General features: G+C 70.2%; 13 protein-coding genes, 1 tRNA gene and 2 pseudogenes. 4 read left to right on the forward strand and 12 right to left on the reverse strand.

All coding sequences use genetic code 11. From position 1 onward, the window contains the following. Positions 1 to 11: 11 nt before the first annotated feature. From MY520_RS15545 to MY520_RS15565, 5 genes are all read right to left on the reverse strand, one after another. Positions 12 to 812 carry an ABC transporter ATP-binding protein gene (locus MY520_RS15545; protein ID WP_436693246.1) on the reverse strand — a complete coding sequence of 267 codons (801 nt, stop codon included), beginning with the start codon at positions 810 to 812 and terminating at the stop codon, positions 12 to 14. Beyond that, the gene (locus MY520_RS15550) at positions 805 to 1,725 is read right to left on the reverse strand and encodes an ABC transporter permease (protein WP_436693248.1); all 921 of its coding nucleotides are present in this window, start codon (positions 1,723 to 1,725) and stop codon (positions 805 to 807) included. The genes MY520_RS15545 and MY520_RS15550 overlap by 8 nt, the downstream gene beginning before the upstream one ends. Further along, the gene (locus MY520_RS15555) at positions 1,722 to 2,513 is read right to left on the reverse strand and encodes an ABC transporter permease (RefSeq protein WP_436693250.1); all 792 of its coding nucleotides are present in this window, start codon (positions 2,511 to 2,513) and stop codon (positions 1,722 to 1,724) included. The genes MY520_RS15550 and MY520_RS15555 overlap by 4 nt, the downstream gene beginning before the upstream one ends. A 388-nt stretch (positions 2,514 to 2,901) precedes the next feature. Beyond that, positions 2,902 to 4,020, reverse strand: a complete 1,119-nt coding sequence (locus tag MY520_RS15560) for an FAD-dependent monooxygenase (RefSeq protein ID WP_436693252.1) — start codon at positions 4,018 to 4,020, stop codon at positions 2,902 to 2,904. 195 nt (positions 4,021 to 4,215) lie between these two features. Next, positions 4,216 to 5,397, reverse strand: coding sequence for a hypothetical protein (locus MY520_RS15565; protein WP_436693254.1), 1,182 nt, complete (start codon positions 5,395 to 5,397; stop codon positions 4,216 to 4,218). 172 nt (positions 5,398 to 5,569) lie between these two features. On the opposite strand from MY520_RS15565, the gene MY520_RS15570 reads away from it, so the two are divergent. Next, positions 5,570 to 5,643, forward strand: a tRNA-Gly gene (locus MY520_RS15570). Positions 5,644 to 6,984: 1,341 nt separating this feature from the next. After that, a pseudogene (locus MY520_RS15575) lies at positions 6,985 to 7,149 on the forward strand (IS3 family transposase); the annotation flags it as partial. A gap of 180 nt (positions 7,150 to 7,329) precedes the next feature. On the opposite strand, the gene MY520_RS15580 reads toward MY520_RS15575, so the two are convergent. The 5 genes and pseudogenes from MY520_RS15580 to MY520_RS15600 all read right to left on the reverse strand — a co-directional run bounded on the left by MY520_RS15580 (position 7,330) and on the right by MY520_RS15600 (position 13,565). Then, entirely contained in the window at positions 7,330 to 7,773 is a 444-nt protein-coding gene (locus MY520_RS15580) for an ester cyclase (protein WP_436693256.1), read from the reverse strand. A 100-nt stretch (positions 7,774 to 7,873) separates the two neighbouring features. Next, positions 7,874 to 10,714 carry an AAA family ATPase gene (locus MY520_RS15585; protein WP_436693258.1) on the reverse strand — a complete coding sequence of 947 codons (2,841 nt, stop codon included), beginning with the start codon at positions 10,712 to 10,714 and terminating at the stop codon, positions 7,874 to 7,876. Positions 10,715 to 11,115: 401 nt separating this feature from the next. Further along, positions 11,116 to 11,445, reverse strand: a pseudogene (locus tag MY520_RS15590) (transposase); the annotation flags it as partial. A gap of 130 nt (positions 11,446 to 11,575) precedes the next feature. Continuing rightward, positions 11,576 to 12,304: a hypothetical protein gene (locus MY520_RS15595; protein WP_436693260.1), complete on the reverse strand. Its 729-nt coding sequence runs from the start codon at positions 12,302 to 12,304 to the stop codon at positions 11,576 to 11,578. 463 nt (positions 12,305 to 12,767) lie between these two features. Then, entirely contained in the window at positions 12,768 to 13,565 is a 798-nt protein-coding gene (locus MY520_RS15600) for a methyltransferase domain-containing protein (protein ID WP_436693262.1), read from the reverse strand. A 410-nt stretch (positions 13,566 to 13,975) separates the two neighbouring features. Between MY520_RS15600 and MY520_RS15605 the strand changes: the two genes are divergently transcribed. Beyond that, positions 13,976 to 14,197, forward strand: coding sequence for a hypothetical protein (locus tag MY520_RS15605; RefSeq protein ID WP_436693264.1), 222 nt, complete (start codon positions 13,976 to 13,978; stop codon positions 14,195 to 14,197). Between the two features lie 205 nt (positions 14,198 to 14,402). Then, a complete protein-coding gene (locus MY520_RS15610) occupies positions 14,403 to 14,579 on the forward strand; it encodes a hypothetical protein (RefSeq protein ID WP_436693266.1) in 177 nt (58 codons plus the stop codon). Between the two features lie 691 nt (positions 14,580 to 15,270). Here MY520_RS15610 and MY520_RS15615 read toward each other — a convergent pair. Both MY520_RS15615 and MY520_RS15620 read right to left on the reverse strand, forming a co-directional pair. Beyond that, a complete protein-coding gene (locus tag MY520_RS15615) occupies positions 15,271 to 15,603 on the reverse strand; it encodes a histone-like nucleoid-structuring protein Lsr2 (RefSeq protein WP_436693268.1) in 333 nt (110 codons plus the stop codon). Between the two features lie 338 nt (positions 15,604 to 15,941). Then, positions 15,942 to 16,256 carry a transposase gene (locus MY520_RS15620; protein WP_436693270.1) on the reverse strand — a complete coding sequence of 105 codons (315 nt, stop codon included), beginning with the start codon at positions 16,254 to 16,256 and terminating at the stop codon, positions 15,942 to 15,944. Positions 16,257 to 16,329: the final 73 nt, after the last annotated feature.

The raw sequence follows: 16,329 nt of genomic DNA on the forward strand, positions 1-16,329 counted from the left end.
TCGGCGACCCGTCAGGCCACCTCCTGCGGAACGCTCCCCGGGGTGCGCAGCAGCCGGGTCACGTGCCCGCGGATCTCCACGAAGCGCGGGTCGGTCTTGGTGGTGATGTGGTCGCGCGGGCGGGGCAGGTCGACCTCGATGACCTCGCTGACCACGCTGGGCGGGGCGGAGAGCACGAAGATGCGGTCGGCCAGGTAGACGCTCTCGTCGATGTCGTGGGTGACGACGAGGACGGTGATGCCCAGCTCCTGCTGGATCCGCATGAGCAGGTCCTCGAGGTCGGCTCGCGTCTGCGCGTCGACCGAGGCGTAGGGCTCGTCCATCAGCAGCAGCTTGGGGTGGCTGGCCAGCGCCCGGGCGATCGCGACGCGCTGCTGCATGCCGCCCGACATCTCCCAGGGGTAGAGCTTCTCCTTGCCGGAGAGGCCCACCTCGTTGATGGCGAACCGCACCCGCTCCGCCCGCTCCTTGGCAGGCAGGTGCTTGATCGGGAAGGCCACGTTCTTGTCCACCCGCATCCACGGGTACAGCGAGCGCGAGTAGTCCTGGAACACCATGGCCAGGCCGTCGGGCACCCCGGTGACGGGCGCGCCCTCGAACGTGACGCCCCCGGAGGTCGGGGTGTCGAGGCCGGAGATGATCCGGAGCAGCGTCGACTTGCCGCAGCCGGAGGGGCCGACGATGACGCTGATCTTGTGCGCCGGCACGTCGGCGCTGATGCTGCGCACCGCCATGTTCGGGCCGTAGCTCTTGGAGACGGCGTCCAGCTGGAGTTCGGTCTGGTTCGTGGTGGGCACGGTGTTGTCAGTCATCCTGCTGAGTCGCTCCTCGGTGCCAGGCGAGCGCGCGTCGCTCGACGAACTTGAAGATGATGTTGAAGAGCACACCCAGGATCACCAGCGCGACCAGGACCGACCAGAAGCCGCCGTAGTCGAAGTTCCGCTGGGACTGGATGAGCAGGTAGCCCAGCCCGTTCTCGGACTTCTGCAGCTCCGAGATGATCATCAGGATCAGGGACAGGGACAGCGACGTCCGGATGCCGGCGAAGATCTTGGGCGAGGCCCCCGGCAGGACGATGTGGAACAGGACGTCGCGCCCGGGGATCCGGAAGACCTGCGCCGCCTGCGCCCGGACCGCCCCGATCGAGCTCACGCCGTCGATGGTGTTGAGCAGGATCGGCCAGACGATGCTGAAGGCGATCAGGAAGATCTTCGGCGAGGCGCCGGTGCCGAAGAGGAAGAAGAAGACCCCGAGCAGGGCCGGCGAGGGCAGCGAGCGCCCGAGGTGGACCAGCGGCTGGAACAGCGCGGTCAGCACCGGCGAGATGCCCAGCAGCACCCCGACCACCACGCCGACCACGATGGCGATCGCCAGGCCCGCGAGGGCACGGCCGACGCTGGGGAAGAGGTGGTCGAAGGTCGCGTCGCCCAGGAACAGGCGCGAGGGGTCGGTGGAGAGGAAGTCGGTGAAGAACCGCTGGAACGCCGTCAGCGGGTCGACGACGAACAGGCCGATGCGGGTCGAGGTCGACAGGAGCCACCAGACCAGCAGGATGGCCGCCGGGACGACCAGCCGCAGGACCAGTGTCACCGGCCAGGCGAAGCCGGCCCGCTCCCGGCGAGCCGACCTGGGGGTCGGCTGCGCGGCCTGCTCCTCGACCGCCTCCGACTCCGGCGCGCTGAGCGGCACGTGCGGACGGTCGGTGCCGTGCTGCTGGATGGTCACTGCGCGAGCCCCTTCTTCCAGCCGAACAGGACGTCGTCGAGCTTGGCCATGACCAGGTTGATCAGGACGCCGAGCAGGCCGGCGACGAGCGTGGCCGCGTAGACGAGGTCGAGGTTGGTGGCGTTGGCGGTGTTCTCGAGGATGTAGCCGCCGATCCCGTTGCCGCTGCCGATCAGCAGCTCGGCACTGACGGCGACCAGCAGGCCGATCGAGGCGGCGATCCGGACGCCGGTGAAGGCGAACGGCAGGGCGCTGGGGATCTTCACCTTCCGCAGCACGCCCATCTCGCTGTTGCCGAAGGTCTTGGCGGTCATCACCGCCGTGGTGTCCGTGCTCCGGACGCCGTACATGGTGTTGAGCAGGATCGGCCAGACACAGGAGAGCGCCACGGTCAGCGCCAGCGGCAGCATCCCCGGGTCCAGGAGCAGGACCAGGATCGGTCCCACCGCGACCGAGGGCAGGACGCGGAACGCCTCGACCGGCCACTCGAAGGCCAGGAAGGCGCTCCGGAAGGCCCCCATCAGCCCACCGATGAGGACGCCGGCGACGGTGGCGACGAGCAGGCCGAGCATCCACTCGCCGAGGGTGAACAGCACCTGCTCCCAGAACACCGCGTCCGGGAACAGGTCGATCGCGCCCTGGACCACCCCGCTGGGCAGCGGGAGTCCGGGGACGTCGATCAGGCCCGAACGCAGGACCAGCTCGGCCAGCAGCGCGCTGCCGACGACGCCGACCACGCCCAGGACCACCTGCGACCGGCCGCTACGAGCTTCGGCTTGCAGCTTCATGCCTGGTCTCCCTTCCCGTGGCCGGGCCCGGAGGGGCCGGCGTCGTGCTGGATCACCGCGCGGCTGCCGCGCTGGTCGTTGGACACATCCAGTTCCTCGTGGTCGGCGGGCTGGGACTGTTCCCCGCGGCCCCGTCGATCCGGGGCGGACACCGGCCGCAGCCCTCCGTCCCGGCCCCTGACCTGCCCGGATGTCTCTTCGGGCGGCCGTCGTGGCGAGTGGGAGGACGTGACCTGAGCTGCGACGCGATCTCTGGTGAGCTGGACCACATCGCCGGATCAATGGTCGCGGGGAGATCCCCGAGTAGTCAATACCTGAGCGCAAAGATTCTTTGCGATGTTGCGTCGTTCGAGGTCGGCGCGTGCTGTCGCGGCCGTCGCCGGTCGGCTCAGTCCAGCGGGACCGACCAGGCGTCGTAGGAGTAGACCCAGTCGCCCGTGCCGGACTCCTTGAGCCACTCGTTGCCGCGGGAGCCGATCTGGATGCGGGCGGTCCGAGGGAGCCGGGCGGCCTCGTAGCGCGCCAGCGCCTCCCGCGGCGCCCACGACGTCAGGGCGCGGGCGAGGACGACGGCGTCCTCGATCGCCATGCCGGCCCCCTGGGCCATGAACGGCATCATCGGGTGGCAGGCGTCGCCGAGGAGGGTCCGGGTGCCCGCCGACCAGGTCGGCAGCGGATCCCGGACGTAGAGGGCCGACTTGAGCACCTCGTCGCACGCGTCGAGCAGCGCGCGGGCCTCGTGGTGGAAGTCCTTGTAGGCCTCGCGCAGCTCCACCACGTCACCGGGCGCGGTCCACGACTCCTCCCGCCACGAGTCCTGCGGGCGGGTCGCGAACACGAAGATGTCCTGGCCCCGGTTGAGCGGGAAGGTGACGATCTGCGTGGCGGGATCGGGGCCCCACCACTTGGTGAAGGCGTCCATGTTCGGCACGTCGAGCCGGTCGGCCGGGACGACCGCGCGGTAGGCCACCACGCCGGTGAACTCCGGCTGCTCGGGCCCGAACACCGCCTCGCGGACGACGGAGTGGATCCCGTCGGCGCCGACCAGGACGTCGACGGTCGCCGTGTTCCCGTCGGTGAACTCGAGGACGGTCCGGCCGGCGTCGTCGTGCAGGGCCGACAACCGCTTCCCCAGCCGGACGACGTCGTCCGGGAGCGCGTCCTCGAGTGCCTGCAGCACGTCGGCCCGGTGCATCGTCAGCTGCGGCGAGCCGTACTGCCGCTCGGCGGTGTCGGCCATCTCCAGCCGGGAGGTCTCGGCACCGGAGTCCCAGGTGCGGCTGATCCGGTGGGTGGGCCGCGCCGCCGTCGTCCGCAGGGCCTCCCCCACACCCAGGCCGTCGAGGGCCCGGACGGCGTTGGGCGTGAGGTTGATGTCGGCGCCCACCCGGCCGAACGTCGAGGCCTGCTCGAAGACGACGACCTCGCGCCCGAGCCCGCGCAGGGCGATGGCCGCGGAGAGACCTCCGATCCCTGCCCCGACGATCCCGACGACCTGCGAGTCCATGTCCACTCCGTTCCCTGCGGTTCAGCGTGGTGAGCGCTGGGCGGCTCCGGTGTGGCCGGCCGCGTGGATGCCCACTGTGCCCTGGAGTTGTTTCGTTCTCTTTGCGCTCAGAAGTCATGCAGCAAGGCATTCCTAGGTGATGGCCGTCACGCGGTCAAGAGCGCCCCGCGGGTCGTCGCTCCCCCCGCCGTCGGGTCAGGAGGAGGCCGTCGCCCACACCACGGAGACGAGCGCGGCGACCGCGAGGGCGGCGAGCGGCGCGAACGACACCCCGCCCGCGACGAGCACTCCCCCACCGATCGACGCCGGGAGCCAGGTCCAGGTGGCGATGGTCCGTGCGGCGCGTCCGCGCCGGCGCCGCGCCGTCTCCAGCCAGAACGGGACGGCGATCGGCGGCGCCACCCCGGCGAGCAGGGCCAGCCACGGCAGGAGTTCGCGGTGGAACCCGGCGACGCCGAGCGCGATGCCGAGGAGGGCCACGACCGCCATGCCCCGCCGCGCCGCCAGGCCGGTGAAGACCTGCAGGGCGAGCCCGCCCGAGAACGCCGAGGTGACGGTGGGGGCGAGGACCGCCAGGACGATGAGCAGGTCGCCGGCCGCCAGTCCGGCCCACCGGACGTCGGAGAGCCCGGCCAGGCTGGCATCGGCGGCGCTGCCGACGGAGAGCCTCATCGCGGCGCCGACCAGGCAGAGGCCGATGGCGGGGACGACGAGGGCCGCGACGCAGATCAGGAGGCTCCGCCGTCGGGGCAGGCCGGCCGAGAAGTCGGGCGAGCGCAGCATGAAGACCGCGACGTATCCGACGCAGGCGGCGAGCACGACGACCCCCTCGCCGCCGCCTGCGGACGTGGTGGTGACCGGCGCCTCGACCCGGTCGAGGCTCAGCAACAGCAGCGGGGCCAGCAGCAGGGTGATCAGCGTGGTGGCGACCGCGACGACGTTCCACCGCCGGACGTCGGCCGACACCAGGAGCAGGGCGACCACCCCGAGTCCGACGGCGCACAGCCAGGACGACAGGCCGGTGACGCGGCCCAGCGACTCCGCGCCGATGCCGACACCGAACCCGACCCAGCCGACCATCCCGCAGGTGACGAGCAGCCCGACGGCGACCCGCGCTCGCGGAGGGAGGTAGCTGCGGCTGGCCTCCACGAAGGTCGCGCCCTGTCCGCGGGGCGGGCGCAGGCCGAGCTGACCCTGGAGGACGAGCAGAGTCCCCATGAGCACGGCACCCGCGACCAGCCAGACGAGAGGGAGAGCGCCGCCCTGGCGGTCGACCAGCTGCGCGCCCAGGACGAGCGCACCCGGGGAGCTCCCGATGCCCAGCCAGGCACCGACGTACCGCGTCCAGGGAACGGCCGCCGTGGTGGGGGTCGTCATACGGCTTCTCCACCCATGGCAGGAGTCTTAGCCCTCAGACTCTCAGGGGCAAGCCATGCGTTCCGCCCTCACGCGGGCGTTGCTGTGGTGCTGGGATTCCGGCTGGAGGCCCGTGGTGCGGGGCGCCGTCGGAGGGCTGGACCGCGGGCGGCTACGCTGTGCGGGCACCTCCGCGGGTGTAGCTCAATGGTAGAGCCCCAGCCTTCCAAGCTGGCCATGCCGGTTCGATCCCGGTCACCCGCTCCACGCAAAAACGCAGGTCATCGGCCTGCTAGGCCAACTGCAGAAGCTCTGGAGGAGCCTCCTTAGCGCCCGTTTGAATCCTTTCATGCCCCCTGTTTTCCGCTGCGTGGGTCATGAATGGGTCACGCCGGGCACCCCAATACGGCCAGGTCGATGCCCTCGTTCGTCTCTCACGGGCCTGCTCCGGGACCACAACGGGGTCACGCCGCGAGCTCGAGGCCGCGCGGCGACCCGCCAACCGACCTCCTCCACCGGGACAGCGAGGCGCTCGGCTGCCGCACGGTTATAGATGACGACGGCATACACGGCGTACTACCAGAGCGGGGTCTGCCACCAGCCCGCATCGCTGAACAGGTGGGGCCGCAGGCCGCCGCGCATGCAGGCAGCCGCGTAAAGGGCGTACTCGCTGTTGCGGTGCTCGACCCCGGCCGCGGAACGTCACCTCGGGCAGGTAACGCTCGCGCAACCCCTCGTACTCCAGCGGCTCCGCGCCGGCGGGCAGGCGAAGTCGAGCGCCGTGACGGCGAGGTCGAGGGTGACGTCCGGCGTGAACGGGCCCAGAACGTGACTGGGGGCTGCCGCTGCTATGAGGTCGGAGACGCCGGCGCCCCGGGCGGGACCGGACAGCACCGCACCCTGGGCATCGCGATGCACGACGTCCGGATCAATGCGCTCACGCTTCGACACCGCGACATCGTTACCCGAGAGCGTCGTGGCGCACAGCCACCGCGAGAACGCCGCCCAGCTCACTGAACCAGCGGCCCGGATGGGGCGGTGAATCTAGTACGCCGGGCGGCGCCATCGACAGGTCAAAGTATCGGTTGGGACACGTCTAGAGCCAAGACTCCGGTCGGTACGTGCAAAGCCGGTCCTCGGCTTCGGCGAGCTGAGGAAGAAGGCCGGTCAGACATAATCGGCGGTGCGAACGTCGGCTACGGCGCCCGCGGCCGCGGGCGACCTGCTCAGCGGCGCCGGACTGCGCAGCGGCAAGGCCAGCGCCGTCGACCTCGCCGACCTGACGACGCGGCTGCGGATCCGTGGTCGGGCCTTGACCTCCGGCGTGATCGCAGCTCACGCACTAGCCCCGCTGGCGGTCAAGGCCACCCAGTATCGAGCGAGCAGAGCTGAGTGGTCGTGTATGCGCTCGGATGGGTGGGCCTACCGCTCTACTAACGTGGGGCCATGGCCGGGGCCGTGGCCGCATAGAAGGCCGCATACCCGCCACTGACCAGGGCGGCACCGCGGTACCGGGGCGACCACAACAGCGGCAGCATGCTCGCCGCGTGCAGCATGTCCACCGTGGCAACTGCGCGGACATGCCGGCGTGTGGGACTCGACAGCACGAAGAACGTCCTCAACCGCCGGCGCTGGCAGACCCGAGCCGAACTCCGCCTGGCGATCGTCACCTGGATCGAGAAGACCTACCACCGCCGCCGACGACAAGACGCCCTCGGACGACTGACCCCCATCGAGTTCGAGACACTGACCCAGGCCCTTCACGCGGCCTGACTCCACCTACCCGACCGGGTCAACCAGACCCTGGGCAGTCCCAGATCTGTACTGCCCGAGCGCTCGCCGGACGCGGTCAGCATGGCGTTCGTCAAACACAGCGATGAGCCCTCACGGTCCTGTGACCATGAGGGCTCACGCGTCATCGGACGGCGGTGGTCGCGCACACTGCAGGCTTGGTCACCTACCCACTGGCGGGAAGGCCCCGACCTGGCCGAGGAAGTCGGCCAAGTTCCAGTACTCGGTGACCTCGACGATCTTCCCGCCCCGCAGTCGGCCGACTCCCGCGCCGAGGATGCGGAAGGAGCGGCCGGTGGCGGGCAATCCGGGCAAGTCACCTGTGTGCACACCGGTCATGACCCACTCCTTGGCGTAGGAGTCGCCGGCAACGAGGAGGTTCACCACCTCGATGCGCAGGTCGGTCCACCTCTCCAGCAGGCCGATCAGGTCCTGGCGCACCGCCTCCCGGCCGACGAGGCGCTCCCCCGTGCCGGTGTTGGTGAAGACGCAGTTCTCGTCCATGAAGGCGGCGAATGCGTCAGGGTCGTGCCGATCCATGGCCCGCGTCCACTCGAGGACGACGGACTCGGTGTCGGTGGCCATGGCCTGCGTACTGGTGCTCATCGTGGGCCTCCCCGGGATCAGCTGGAAACGAGCACAACGAGCCTCGGCCCGCCGGCGGGGCGGCGGTAGCGCAGTGACTGCGTATCCGCCGCGACCACCGCTACGTACGCAAGGTGCGCAGCTCGGTCCGTCGGGCGAGCCCGGTCTTCGCGAGCAGCCGTTCCACGTGCTTGTCCACCGTGCGCACCGAGATGAACAGGCGCGCTGCGATCTCCTTGCTGGACAGGCCTTCGGTCACGAGCGCGAACACCTCCGCCTCGCGGTCCGTGACGCCATAGGCGGCCAGGCCGGCAGGCACGCCGCCGTCGGGCCCGGGACGCCGGACCGGCACGCCGGCCCTGCGCAGCAGCGACCGGCAGGCGCGCTCCACGTGCTCGTGGCCCGAGCGGTGGAAGTACGCGGCCGCCTCGGTGAGCCACTGCACCGGGCAGCCCCAGCCGTCGGCGAGGGCGCACTCGGCGACGAGCCGCTCGGCCAGATGGCGCTGCGCGGCCATGCCCGGCATCGCGATGTGTGCGCGCGCCTCCCGAAAGACCGCTGCGGCGGTCGCAGCATCCCCGCGCCGGCCAGCGGCGACCGCGTCGGCATAGCCGAGGACCGCCGTCGAGAGCCGGCTGTCACCCGGCGTGAGCCGCCGGGCCTCGGCGCGGGCCTCGTCGCCGCGGTCGTCCTGCACGGTCCGCAGCAGCGCCCAGGTCCGCCAGTACGGACGTACGTAGACAGTGGCGGCGTCCCGGAGGAGCGAGACCGCTGTGTCGAGCGCCGCCATCGCGCCCGCACGATCTTCGCGCAGCAGTGCATAGGTTCCTCTGTGCGCCCAGGCGTTGGCCTCCAAATCCACCTCCGGCCGGCCCATCGCCATGGCCTCCGCGATGGCCAGTTCCATCGCAGCGCGCCGGCCCGCGAAACCGTGTGCTGCCGCTTCGAGCAGGAGTGCCTCGGCGAGCAGGAGGTCGAGGTGGAACCGCCGCGCGGCGTCCTGGCAGCGGCGAGCCGAGTCCAGGCAGATGTCGGCGTCGAGCGCGATCCATCCCGACATGCCCAGCTGCAGGTCGATCGTGGCCGCGATCGACAGGGCGCCGGCCTCGGCAGCCAGCACCCGAGCCTGCCGGAGACGGACGGTGTCGTTGGCCTGCAGCAGGTCGATCGTGCCCAGCTCGTGGGTCGCCCGGAGTTCCCACAACTTCGCCCCGTGCCCGGACGCGACCTCGCGCTCCCGGGCGAAGATCTCCTCGGCCTCCCCCAGGTCCCGGTTACGCGCAATGCGTCCCATGACCTCCAGCGCCTGGCAGGACACGTCCGCGAGGTCGCACCGCTGTGCCACCGCCAGGGCGCGGCGCGCGATCGGTTCCGCCTCCGCGGCGCGGGCGGCACCCAGCAGCACGTTCGCCGTGAGCCCGTCGACCCGCGCCAGGGCCGCATCGTCGTCCACGAGCACCCGGGCCTGCGCCAGCTCCTCCAGCGCCATGGTCCAGTGCGCGGCCGCGCTCGCCGCCTCGGCCAGCTGCACATGGATGCGAGCCTGTCGAAAAGGCTCGGGCACCTGCCGATGAAGCTGCCGGGAGAGCTCGACGGCACTGTCCAGGTCGCCGCGCAAACCAGCAACCCGGACCCGCAGCTCGTCGATGTCGAGGGCCAACGGGGACCCGCTGCCTGCCAGCGATCGAGCGTGCTCGAGCATGCCCGCCGCAGTCCCCAGCGCGCCCTCGGCAGCGGCCCGGGACCCGGCCGTGAACAGAAGGTGCGCGGCGTCCGCAGTGTCCCCGGCCAGCTGGCTGAGTTCGGCGGCGAGCTCGCACCAGCGCCCGGGCAGCCCGGCATGGACGGTCTCGATCGCCGACCGTGCCTGTCGCGCCAGGGCCTCGCGGACCTCGGCGACGACCCCACTCAGCACGGCGTCCCGGGTCAGGGCATGCCGGAACCTGAACGTTTCGTCGTCCACTGCCACCAGTTGCATCTCCACCGCACGCATCAGAACGTCGATGACCTGGTCGGGGGGGCGGCCGAGCCCGGAGGCCAGCACCGCCGGAGGCAGCCGCCCGAGCACCGCCCCGAGATCGACCACCGCACGGTCCTCCGGCGACAGAACGTCGAGGCGACGACGTACGGCGTCGGCGAAGGACGCAGGGACGACCGTGTCCGCAGCCGACCGGACCTCCCACCCCGTCCCGGCACGAACCAGCACCCCGGCATCTATGGCCGCTGCCAGCAGCTCCTCGACGAGGAACGGGACGCCGTCCGCCCGGGCCAGCAGTGCGCTCAGCCCGGCCGGCACGGTCGACATGTCGAGCGCCAACCGGGCCATGGTGGCGACCTCATCGCCGGCCAGCGGCGACAACTCGACCAACGTCGCGGTCCGGCGGTCGACGAGATCGTGCAGGAGCCCTATCCCGTCCGACGCCCCCGGTCGTGCCGTGACCACGACAGCCACCCCTTCGTCGACGGCGTGATCGCCGACGTACTCGAGCACGTTCAGCGTCTCCAGGTCCGCCCAGTGCACGTCCTCGATGGCGAGCAGCACCCCCCTGCCGCCACCCAGCACGGTCAGCAAGCGAAGGACGCCCTCCGCCAGAACGAGCGACGACTCCGCCGAGCCCGCGAACTCCGGCCTGTGCCACTCGGGGAGCAGACGGCCGAGGGCTGCCCGGTACGGGACCAGTCGTGCGTCATCCGGTAATCCCATCCGGCGGCATGCGCCCATGAGTGCCTCCGCCAGCGGCCGGTAGGGCAGTGCCCGCCGGGCCACCACCCCTCGGCCGGTCACCACACTGACCGCGTGGCCCTCCGCGTACTGGCACAGCTCCCGGACGACCCGGGACTTGCCGATCCCGGCCTCGCCGATCAGCGCGACGACGCCGCCGCGGCCCCCGTCGATCACCCGCGTCAGCAGGTCCATCTCCTGACGCCGCCCGACCAGCGCCGGACACAGCGTCTGCGCCATCGATACAGGATCCTCGGCCGGCGCACGGTCCGCCAGAACCCGAGACGCTCGCCGCGTTCACCACCTGGCGCTACCCCGCGGCCTTCACCGAGTCCCCGCAGCCACTACTCAGGGCCGAGACGACCCACCGGTCGGAGTAGCTATCGAAGTCCTAGCCGGGCTCGACGGTCGCCGACCCTTGGGCGCACTCGGCCATCCACTGGTCAAGGACGGCGTTGCCGACGGCCAGGCTCACCGCACGCCACCCCGCCTGCCCTACGGTGCCGTCACGCATTCTCTGGGGGGCGAGATGCGCCGGATCCTCATTGGGCTGGGGGGCGGCTGCGGCATGCGACCGTTGGGGTGACGTCCCGCTGAGTGGTGGATGTAGTCCTCACCGTGCTGGTCAGCGGGTGTGGTGACTATGACGCGATCAGGACCGGCTGCGCCACCTCCTCGGCTGGCGCGGGTCGGTTGTTGAGCAGGGCCATGAAGCCTTCGGCGAGGTAGCGGCGGTCGGAGACCTGCCATTCGTCGTGGGCCTCGATCAGGACCGCGCCCGCCAGGTGGAGCAGTGCTTCGGGGTTGGGAAAGACGCCGACGACGTCGGTGCGGCGCTTGATCTCCTTATTCAGCCGCTCGAGTGGGTTGGTCGACCAGATCTTCTTTCAGTGGCTGACCGGAAAGTCGGTGAAGGCCAGCAGGTCGGCCTCGGCGTCGCGGAGCATGGCTTCGACGGCCGGGAACTGGCGGCCGAGCATGCCGGCGATGACGTCGAGCTGCGACCGTGCCTGGACACCGGTTGATGCCGCTCTCGCCGCGCTCCGCTGGCATCCAAGCGGCTCGCGGATGTCCGCGACATGATTCTCGCAAACGACGTGGCTACCGACGCAAGGCTTTCGCGCTCTCTGCCACCAGCGCGGCAACTCCGACACCAGGCTCAAACTCGGCACCATAAACACGGTCGGCGAGCACCCTGCCCGCGGCAACTGCCGGCCCTTGCGCCAGCTTTGCGGACTGGGGCACCCCTGTGGTTAGGGCGGCTCCTGTGCCGATTCCTGCGCCAAGCAACCAGGCACTTCGCCGGATCACGCTAGCCCGTGAGCGCCGCTTCATCATCGAGTTGTAGGCGTCGACAAGTTCTCCCATCTCTCGGACGATCGTCTCGTCCGTTAGCTGGCGGGATGCGATCTCGCTCAGCCATCCATGAAATTCCGATCGCCACCTTGAAGCCTTGGGTTGCCCAGCAAACTCCACTGCACGCTTCAGCATGTCCTCGTCTGTCGCATGCCTCTGCTCTGGTACCGCAAATTTACCGATCAGCACGTGACTGAGGTCGGACTGCTCACGTGGCACCGCATACTCGACCTCCATCCGCGGTCGGCCGGCTCGCATTACGCGCGCCCGGTACACGAGTGGCCAGGCCTTCCTAAGCCGCCACTCCGCGTCAAAACGTGCAGGGTCGGCGTAAACAGCAACCGCTCCGACATCCCCCGCGACCAACACCTTCTCGGTCAGATCCCGAGTGATCTGTCGACGGGTGAGCGAAGCGGCCGCCTCGGATACCGGGACTCCTGCGAGGTGCCTCGACGACGCGGCCGCATCAGCCACGTCGTCCGCACCAGCAGCCGTAGACCACTCTGCCGCGAATTCTGCCCGGCGGCGCGTATTCCAAGGAACGCGATGTACGATTTCTCCAAGGATGTTCAGGAAGCGCTCTTGGCGATCCGGGTCCCATCCACTGCTCCTCCATACAGTATATGCTTCTCGACCTGGTTCGTCGGACGGACGGACTGGAACAACCAGACGTTCGTACAATAATACGTCACATACGAACGCTCTGCGCTGCAGATGGTCGCTCACGGCGTAGCAACCCCACAACTGTCGGGACATTTTCCCCCCTGAGATGACGTCACCGGCTTCCTTTGAGCGTCGAAGGTCCGCACCAACACGGGTGGCGGGCACCGTCGACGACGTTGTGTCGATGGTCACGGTGAGGTCCAGGACGTCGCGCACAGCGATCCCGTCGCCGACGACGCGTGAGCGCCTGGGCTGCTGGGCAGCCGTGAGGCGGTCAGGCCACGCGGCCCCAGGACTGGATCAGCGTGAAGGTGGTGCCCCAGCGACCGGGCTCCTGGACCTCCGCCTCACCCTCGGCGCGGAGCCGCGCCAGTTCGGCTCCGTCCACGAAGGTGAGCAGCCGTCCCTCGAGCGCCGCCGCGAACTGGAGCGGAAGCCGCAGGTACGGATGCCCCGGAGGCAGGGCGAGGACCTCCGCACGGACGCGTGCCTCGATGCCGCAGCGCCGGAACAGGTCCAGGTGCCCGCGCCCGGCCTCGGCATCCCCCCAGCGCCGGAACGCCTCCTGGATGAGCGAGATGAGGTGGTCGAGCGCCGGCGCGGGCGCGTTGTAGTGCCAGCTTCCCCAGTCGGGGTCCTCCAGGGCGACGGTCCCGCCGGGCCGGGCCAGCCGCAGGTAAGTCGCCATCTGGTCGTCCACGCGGCCGAGGGGCGTGAGCTCGAACCGCGCGTGCACCAGGTCGAACGACGCCGCCTCCAGCGAGGTGGCGAAGAGGTCGTCCTCGACCAGAACCACGTTGGGCAGGTGCTCGGTGGCCACGAACTGCGCGGCGGCCGACAGCATGGCCGGGTCGTTGTCGGTGCCGACCACCTCCCCGGCGGGGCCGACCCACTGGCTCAGCAGGCGCAGCCAGCCGAGGACGCCGCAGCCGACGTCGACGGCGCGGCCCCCGTGGCCGGGGCCGATCTCCTCGAGCAGCCGGCTGCCGCTGGGCTCCCACACGCGCGACTGGAGCTGCAGCCGCTCCAACTCGGACGTCTGCCCGGCCAGCAGGTACGCGTTCTCGGTCATCACGCGCTCCCAGGGAGGACGAGGACCGCTTCGGACGCCTCGTCCGCGCCCAGGAGCAGTCACGCCGCAGGCGATGCCTCACGCTACGAGGCTCGTCCGGCGGGCGCCACGGCCTGCGCCGCGGCAGCCCGCGGGTGGCTCTAGCCCCTCCGACCCTCACGCGGCGATTGCGGGAGGGGATGTCGGCGCCGTCGGCCTGGTTCGTTGTTATGCACGGTGAGACCGGATGGAGGAGGTCGGCATCGTGACGCCCCGCGGAGGTGTACGACACGCCCCTCGAGCGGGTGGGTCGGTGCGGCGACGGCGGTTGTGTAGCCCGACCGGGGCGCCGGCTCACCCGCGACTCGCCCGACCGGGTGGCCGTCGCGACGGAGTATTCCGTGCGGCTGGGCTCTCGCGACCCTGCCGTCATGCAGTACCGAGCGGCCACGGCGCTGCCGTACAACGACCGGCAGCGGGCGACCGCCGGCCTCCGCGGACAACTACGCCTCATCGCGGGCGCCGACGGCACCGTCCCCGACTGGAGCACGCTCGTCGTCGAGGGCCCGGAAGAGGCCCTGGCAGCCCACGGGCGCATGTGGTTCGAGTGGACCGCGACCGCCGCGGCGAAGGGCTCCGAGGCGACTCCGTGAGCCCACGCCGGTGCCCGGCCTACGCGACGGTGAGCCCCGGCCGGGACGTCCGCTGCGACAAGCCGGCCGCTCACGGCCCGGCCGAGGACGTCCACCACGGCCTGCTGCGAGTCATCCTGCCGGACGGCACAGAGCAAGCCGCCTCCATCGTCTGGAGCTCGACTCGCAACCCCTGGGACGAACAAAACCTGGCGCGGTCGACGTGATGGCCGACATGGTCGGCCATCACGTCCAGGGGCAGAGCTTCACCGCCATCGCCGCGGTCTTCGTCGCCGAGGGCGTCCCCCACCCCGAGGGCGACGTCTACTGGCAGGGCTCCTCCGTGCGCAAGCTCGTCCTCGGCCCCCAGGCCCGAGAGACGACCAGCCGCGGGCAGCGCTGAAACGACAAGCTGGTCCCGCTTCTGACCCACACCGCTGGCCCGGTCCCCTTCAGTCCAGCACCCTCGACATCGACCGGGCCCCGTCCGGCTGGATCACCGGGCAGCGCTCCGCGTAACCGCGCCTCTCCCCCGCTACGTAGACGACAGGTGGGACGGCTCCCACTTCACGGTGCCCAACTCCCCCGGACGCCACCGCGCCCTGCAGCGCCGGCCCGAAGGCCGTCGGCCGCATGTCGAGGGCCTCGGCGACCTCATTCCCCTGGGGACGGTGCGGTCGGCCCGGTCGACCAGGGTCTGCGCAACCCGGAGGACAACGACTTTGCGCATTTAGTCCGCGCGCTGCGGAACTGACTGGCTCTTCGGACACGGTCAACCGGAGTAGGGGCAATCCTCGTCCTCTCCGACAGCGAACAAGCCACGACGGTCACGCCACTGGCGCGCATGGAAGTGGCCAGGGACTCAAGACGGCCGGCGGGCGCAAGGAATCCTGCAACCGATGGGCTTCCTCCTGCCGCTCGGGAACTCCGACCAGCTACACCACTTCCTGGGACCGGGACGTCACCCATCCTGACGCGGGAGGCGGTCGTAGGCCCACGGTTCAGGCCCGGAACTTGGTACAGACGAACGCTCGACTTGAACGCCGAGGGGTCCGGGCCCTTATCGGACCCGGACCCCCGGACGTTCGGGGGGTTCAGTTGCCGGCGGCGCGGAACTGCTCGACGACGTCAGCCTTGATGCGCCCCCGGGCACTGACCTCGATACCCTGCCCAGCCGCCCATGCGCGGACAGCGGCCGGGTCAAAGCCCGAGTAAGAAGTCTTGCCGATGGTGGCAGCGCGGCGCCCGCCGCCCGAAACCTTGCGAGCAGCGTCGACGTACCGGGAAAGCGCCTCACGCAGCTCGGTGGCGTTCTCGTTCGACAAATCGATCTCGTACTCGATCTTGTCCAAGGCGAACTTCACGGTCGTGTCGGCCGGGTCGCCGGTCAGGTCATCGACCAGAACAACCTCAGTCTTGGTAGCCATAAAGCCAAAGACAGCATAGCGGAAACCCGATTGTCAACAGAGGGGAACCCGTGACGAGTGACATAGAGCACCGCCCGCAACGATTGCCGTCGAAGGCGACAACACAAACCTCGACGGGGAAGGTTACGGCCTCAAGACCGATCGCGGCGCTGCACTACGCCGACCCCGGGCCGTCGCGCTCTCGGCTCGGCGTTGGGCGCATCACTCTCCCGGCGCCAGCACTTCGCCATGCAGGCCCTGGCCTCCGCGTGTTCCTGCTCGCCGCTCGATCGAAGATCCTCCGCCTCCGAAGTCATGAGGCGTCAAGAGCTACGACACCCCCATTGAAGTGACCCCCGTCAGGCGGACACCTCGTTCTGTGTCAGGTGCATCGTCTCGTAGTCGGCAGGGCTGACGTTCCCGAGCCGGGAGTGCCGGCGGCGGGTGTTGTAGAAGCCCTCGAGGTAGGAGAAGACCTCCATCTCCAGCTCGTGGCGGGTCGGCCAGGAGCGGCGGTAGATCAGCTCGGTCTTCAGGGTGGCGAACACCGACTCGGCCATCGCGTTGTCGAATGCCGAGCCGACTCGGCCCATCGAGGCGAGTAGGCCCGAGGCGCGCAGCGCCTTGCCGAACTCGTAGGAGGTGTACTGCCTGGCCTCAACCGGTGGTTGCAACACCTGCCTGGTGCAGTGAGCGTAGGTGCTCGTCCAGGACCTCCGCGGGGGTCTTCCAGTCGAGGACCTTGCG

Origin of the sequence: Geodermatophilus sp. CPCC 205506, from assembly GCF_051383635.1 — a bacterium.
Classification (GTDB): Bacteria; Actinomycetota; Actinomycetes; order Mycobacteriales; family Geodermatophilaceae; genus Geodermatophilus.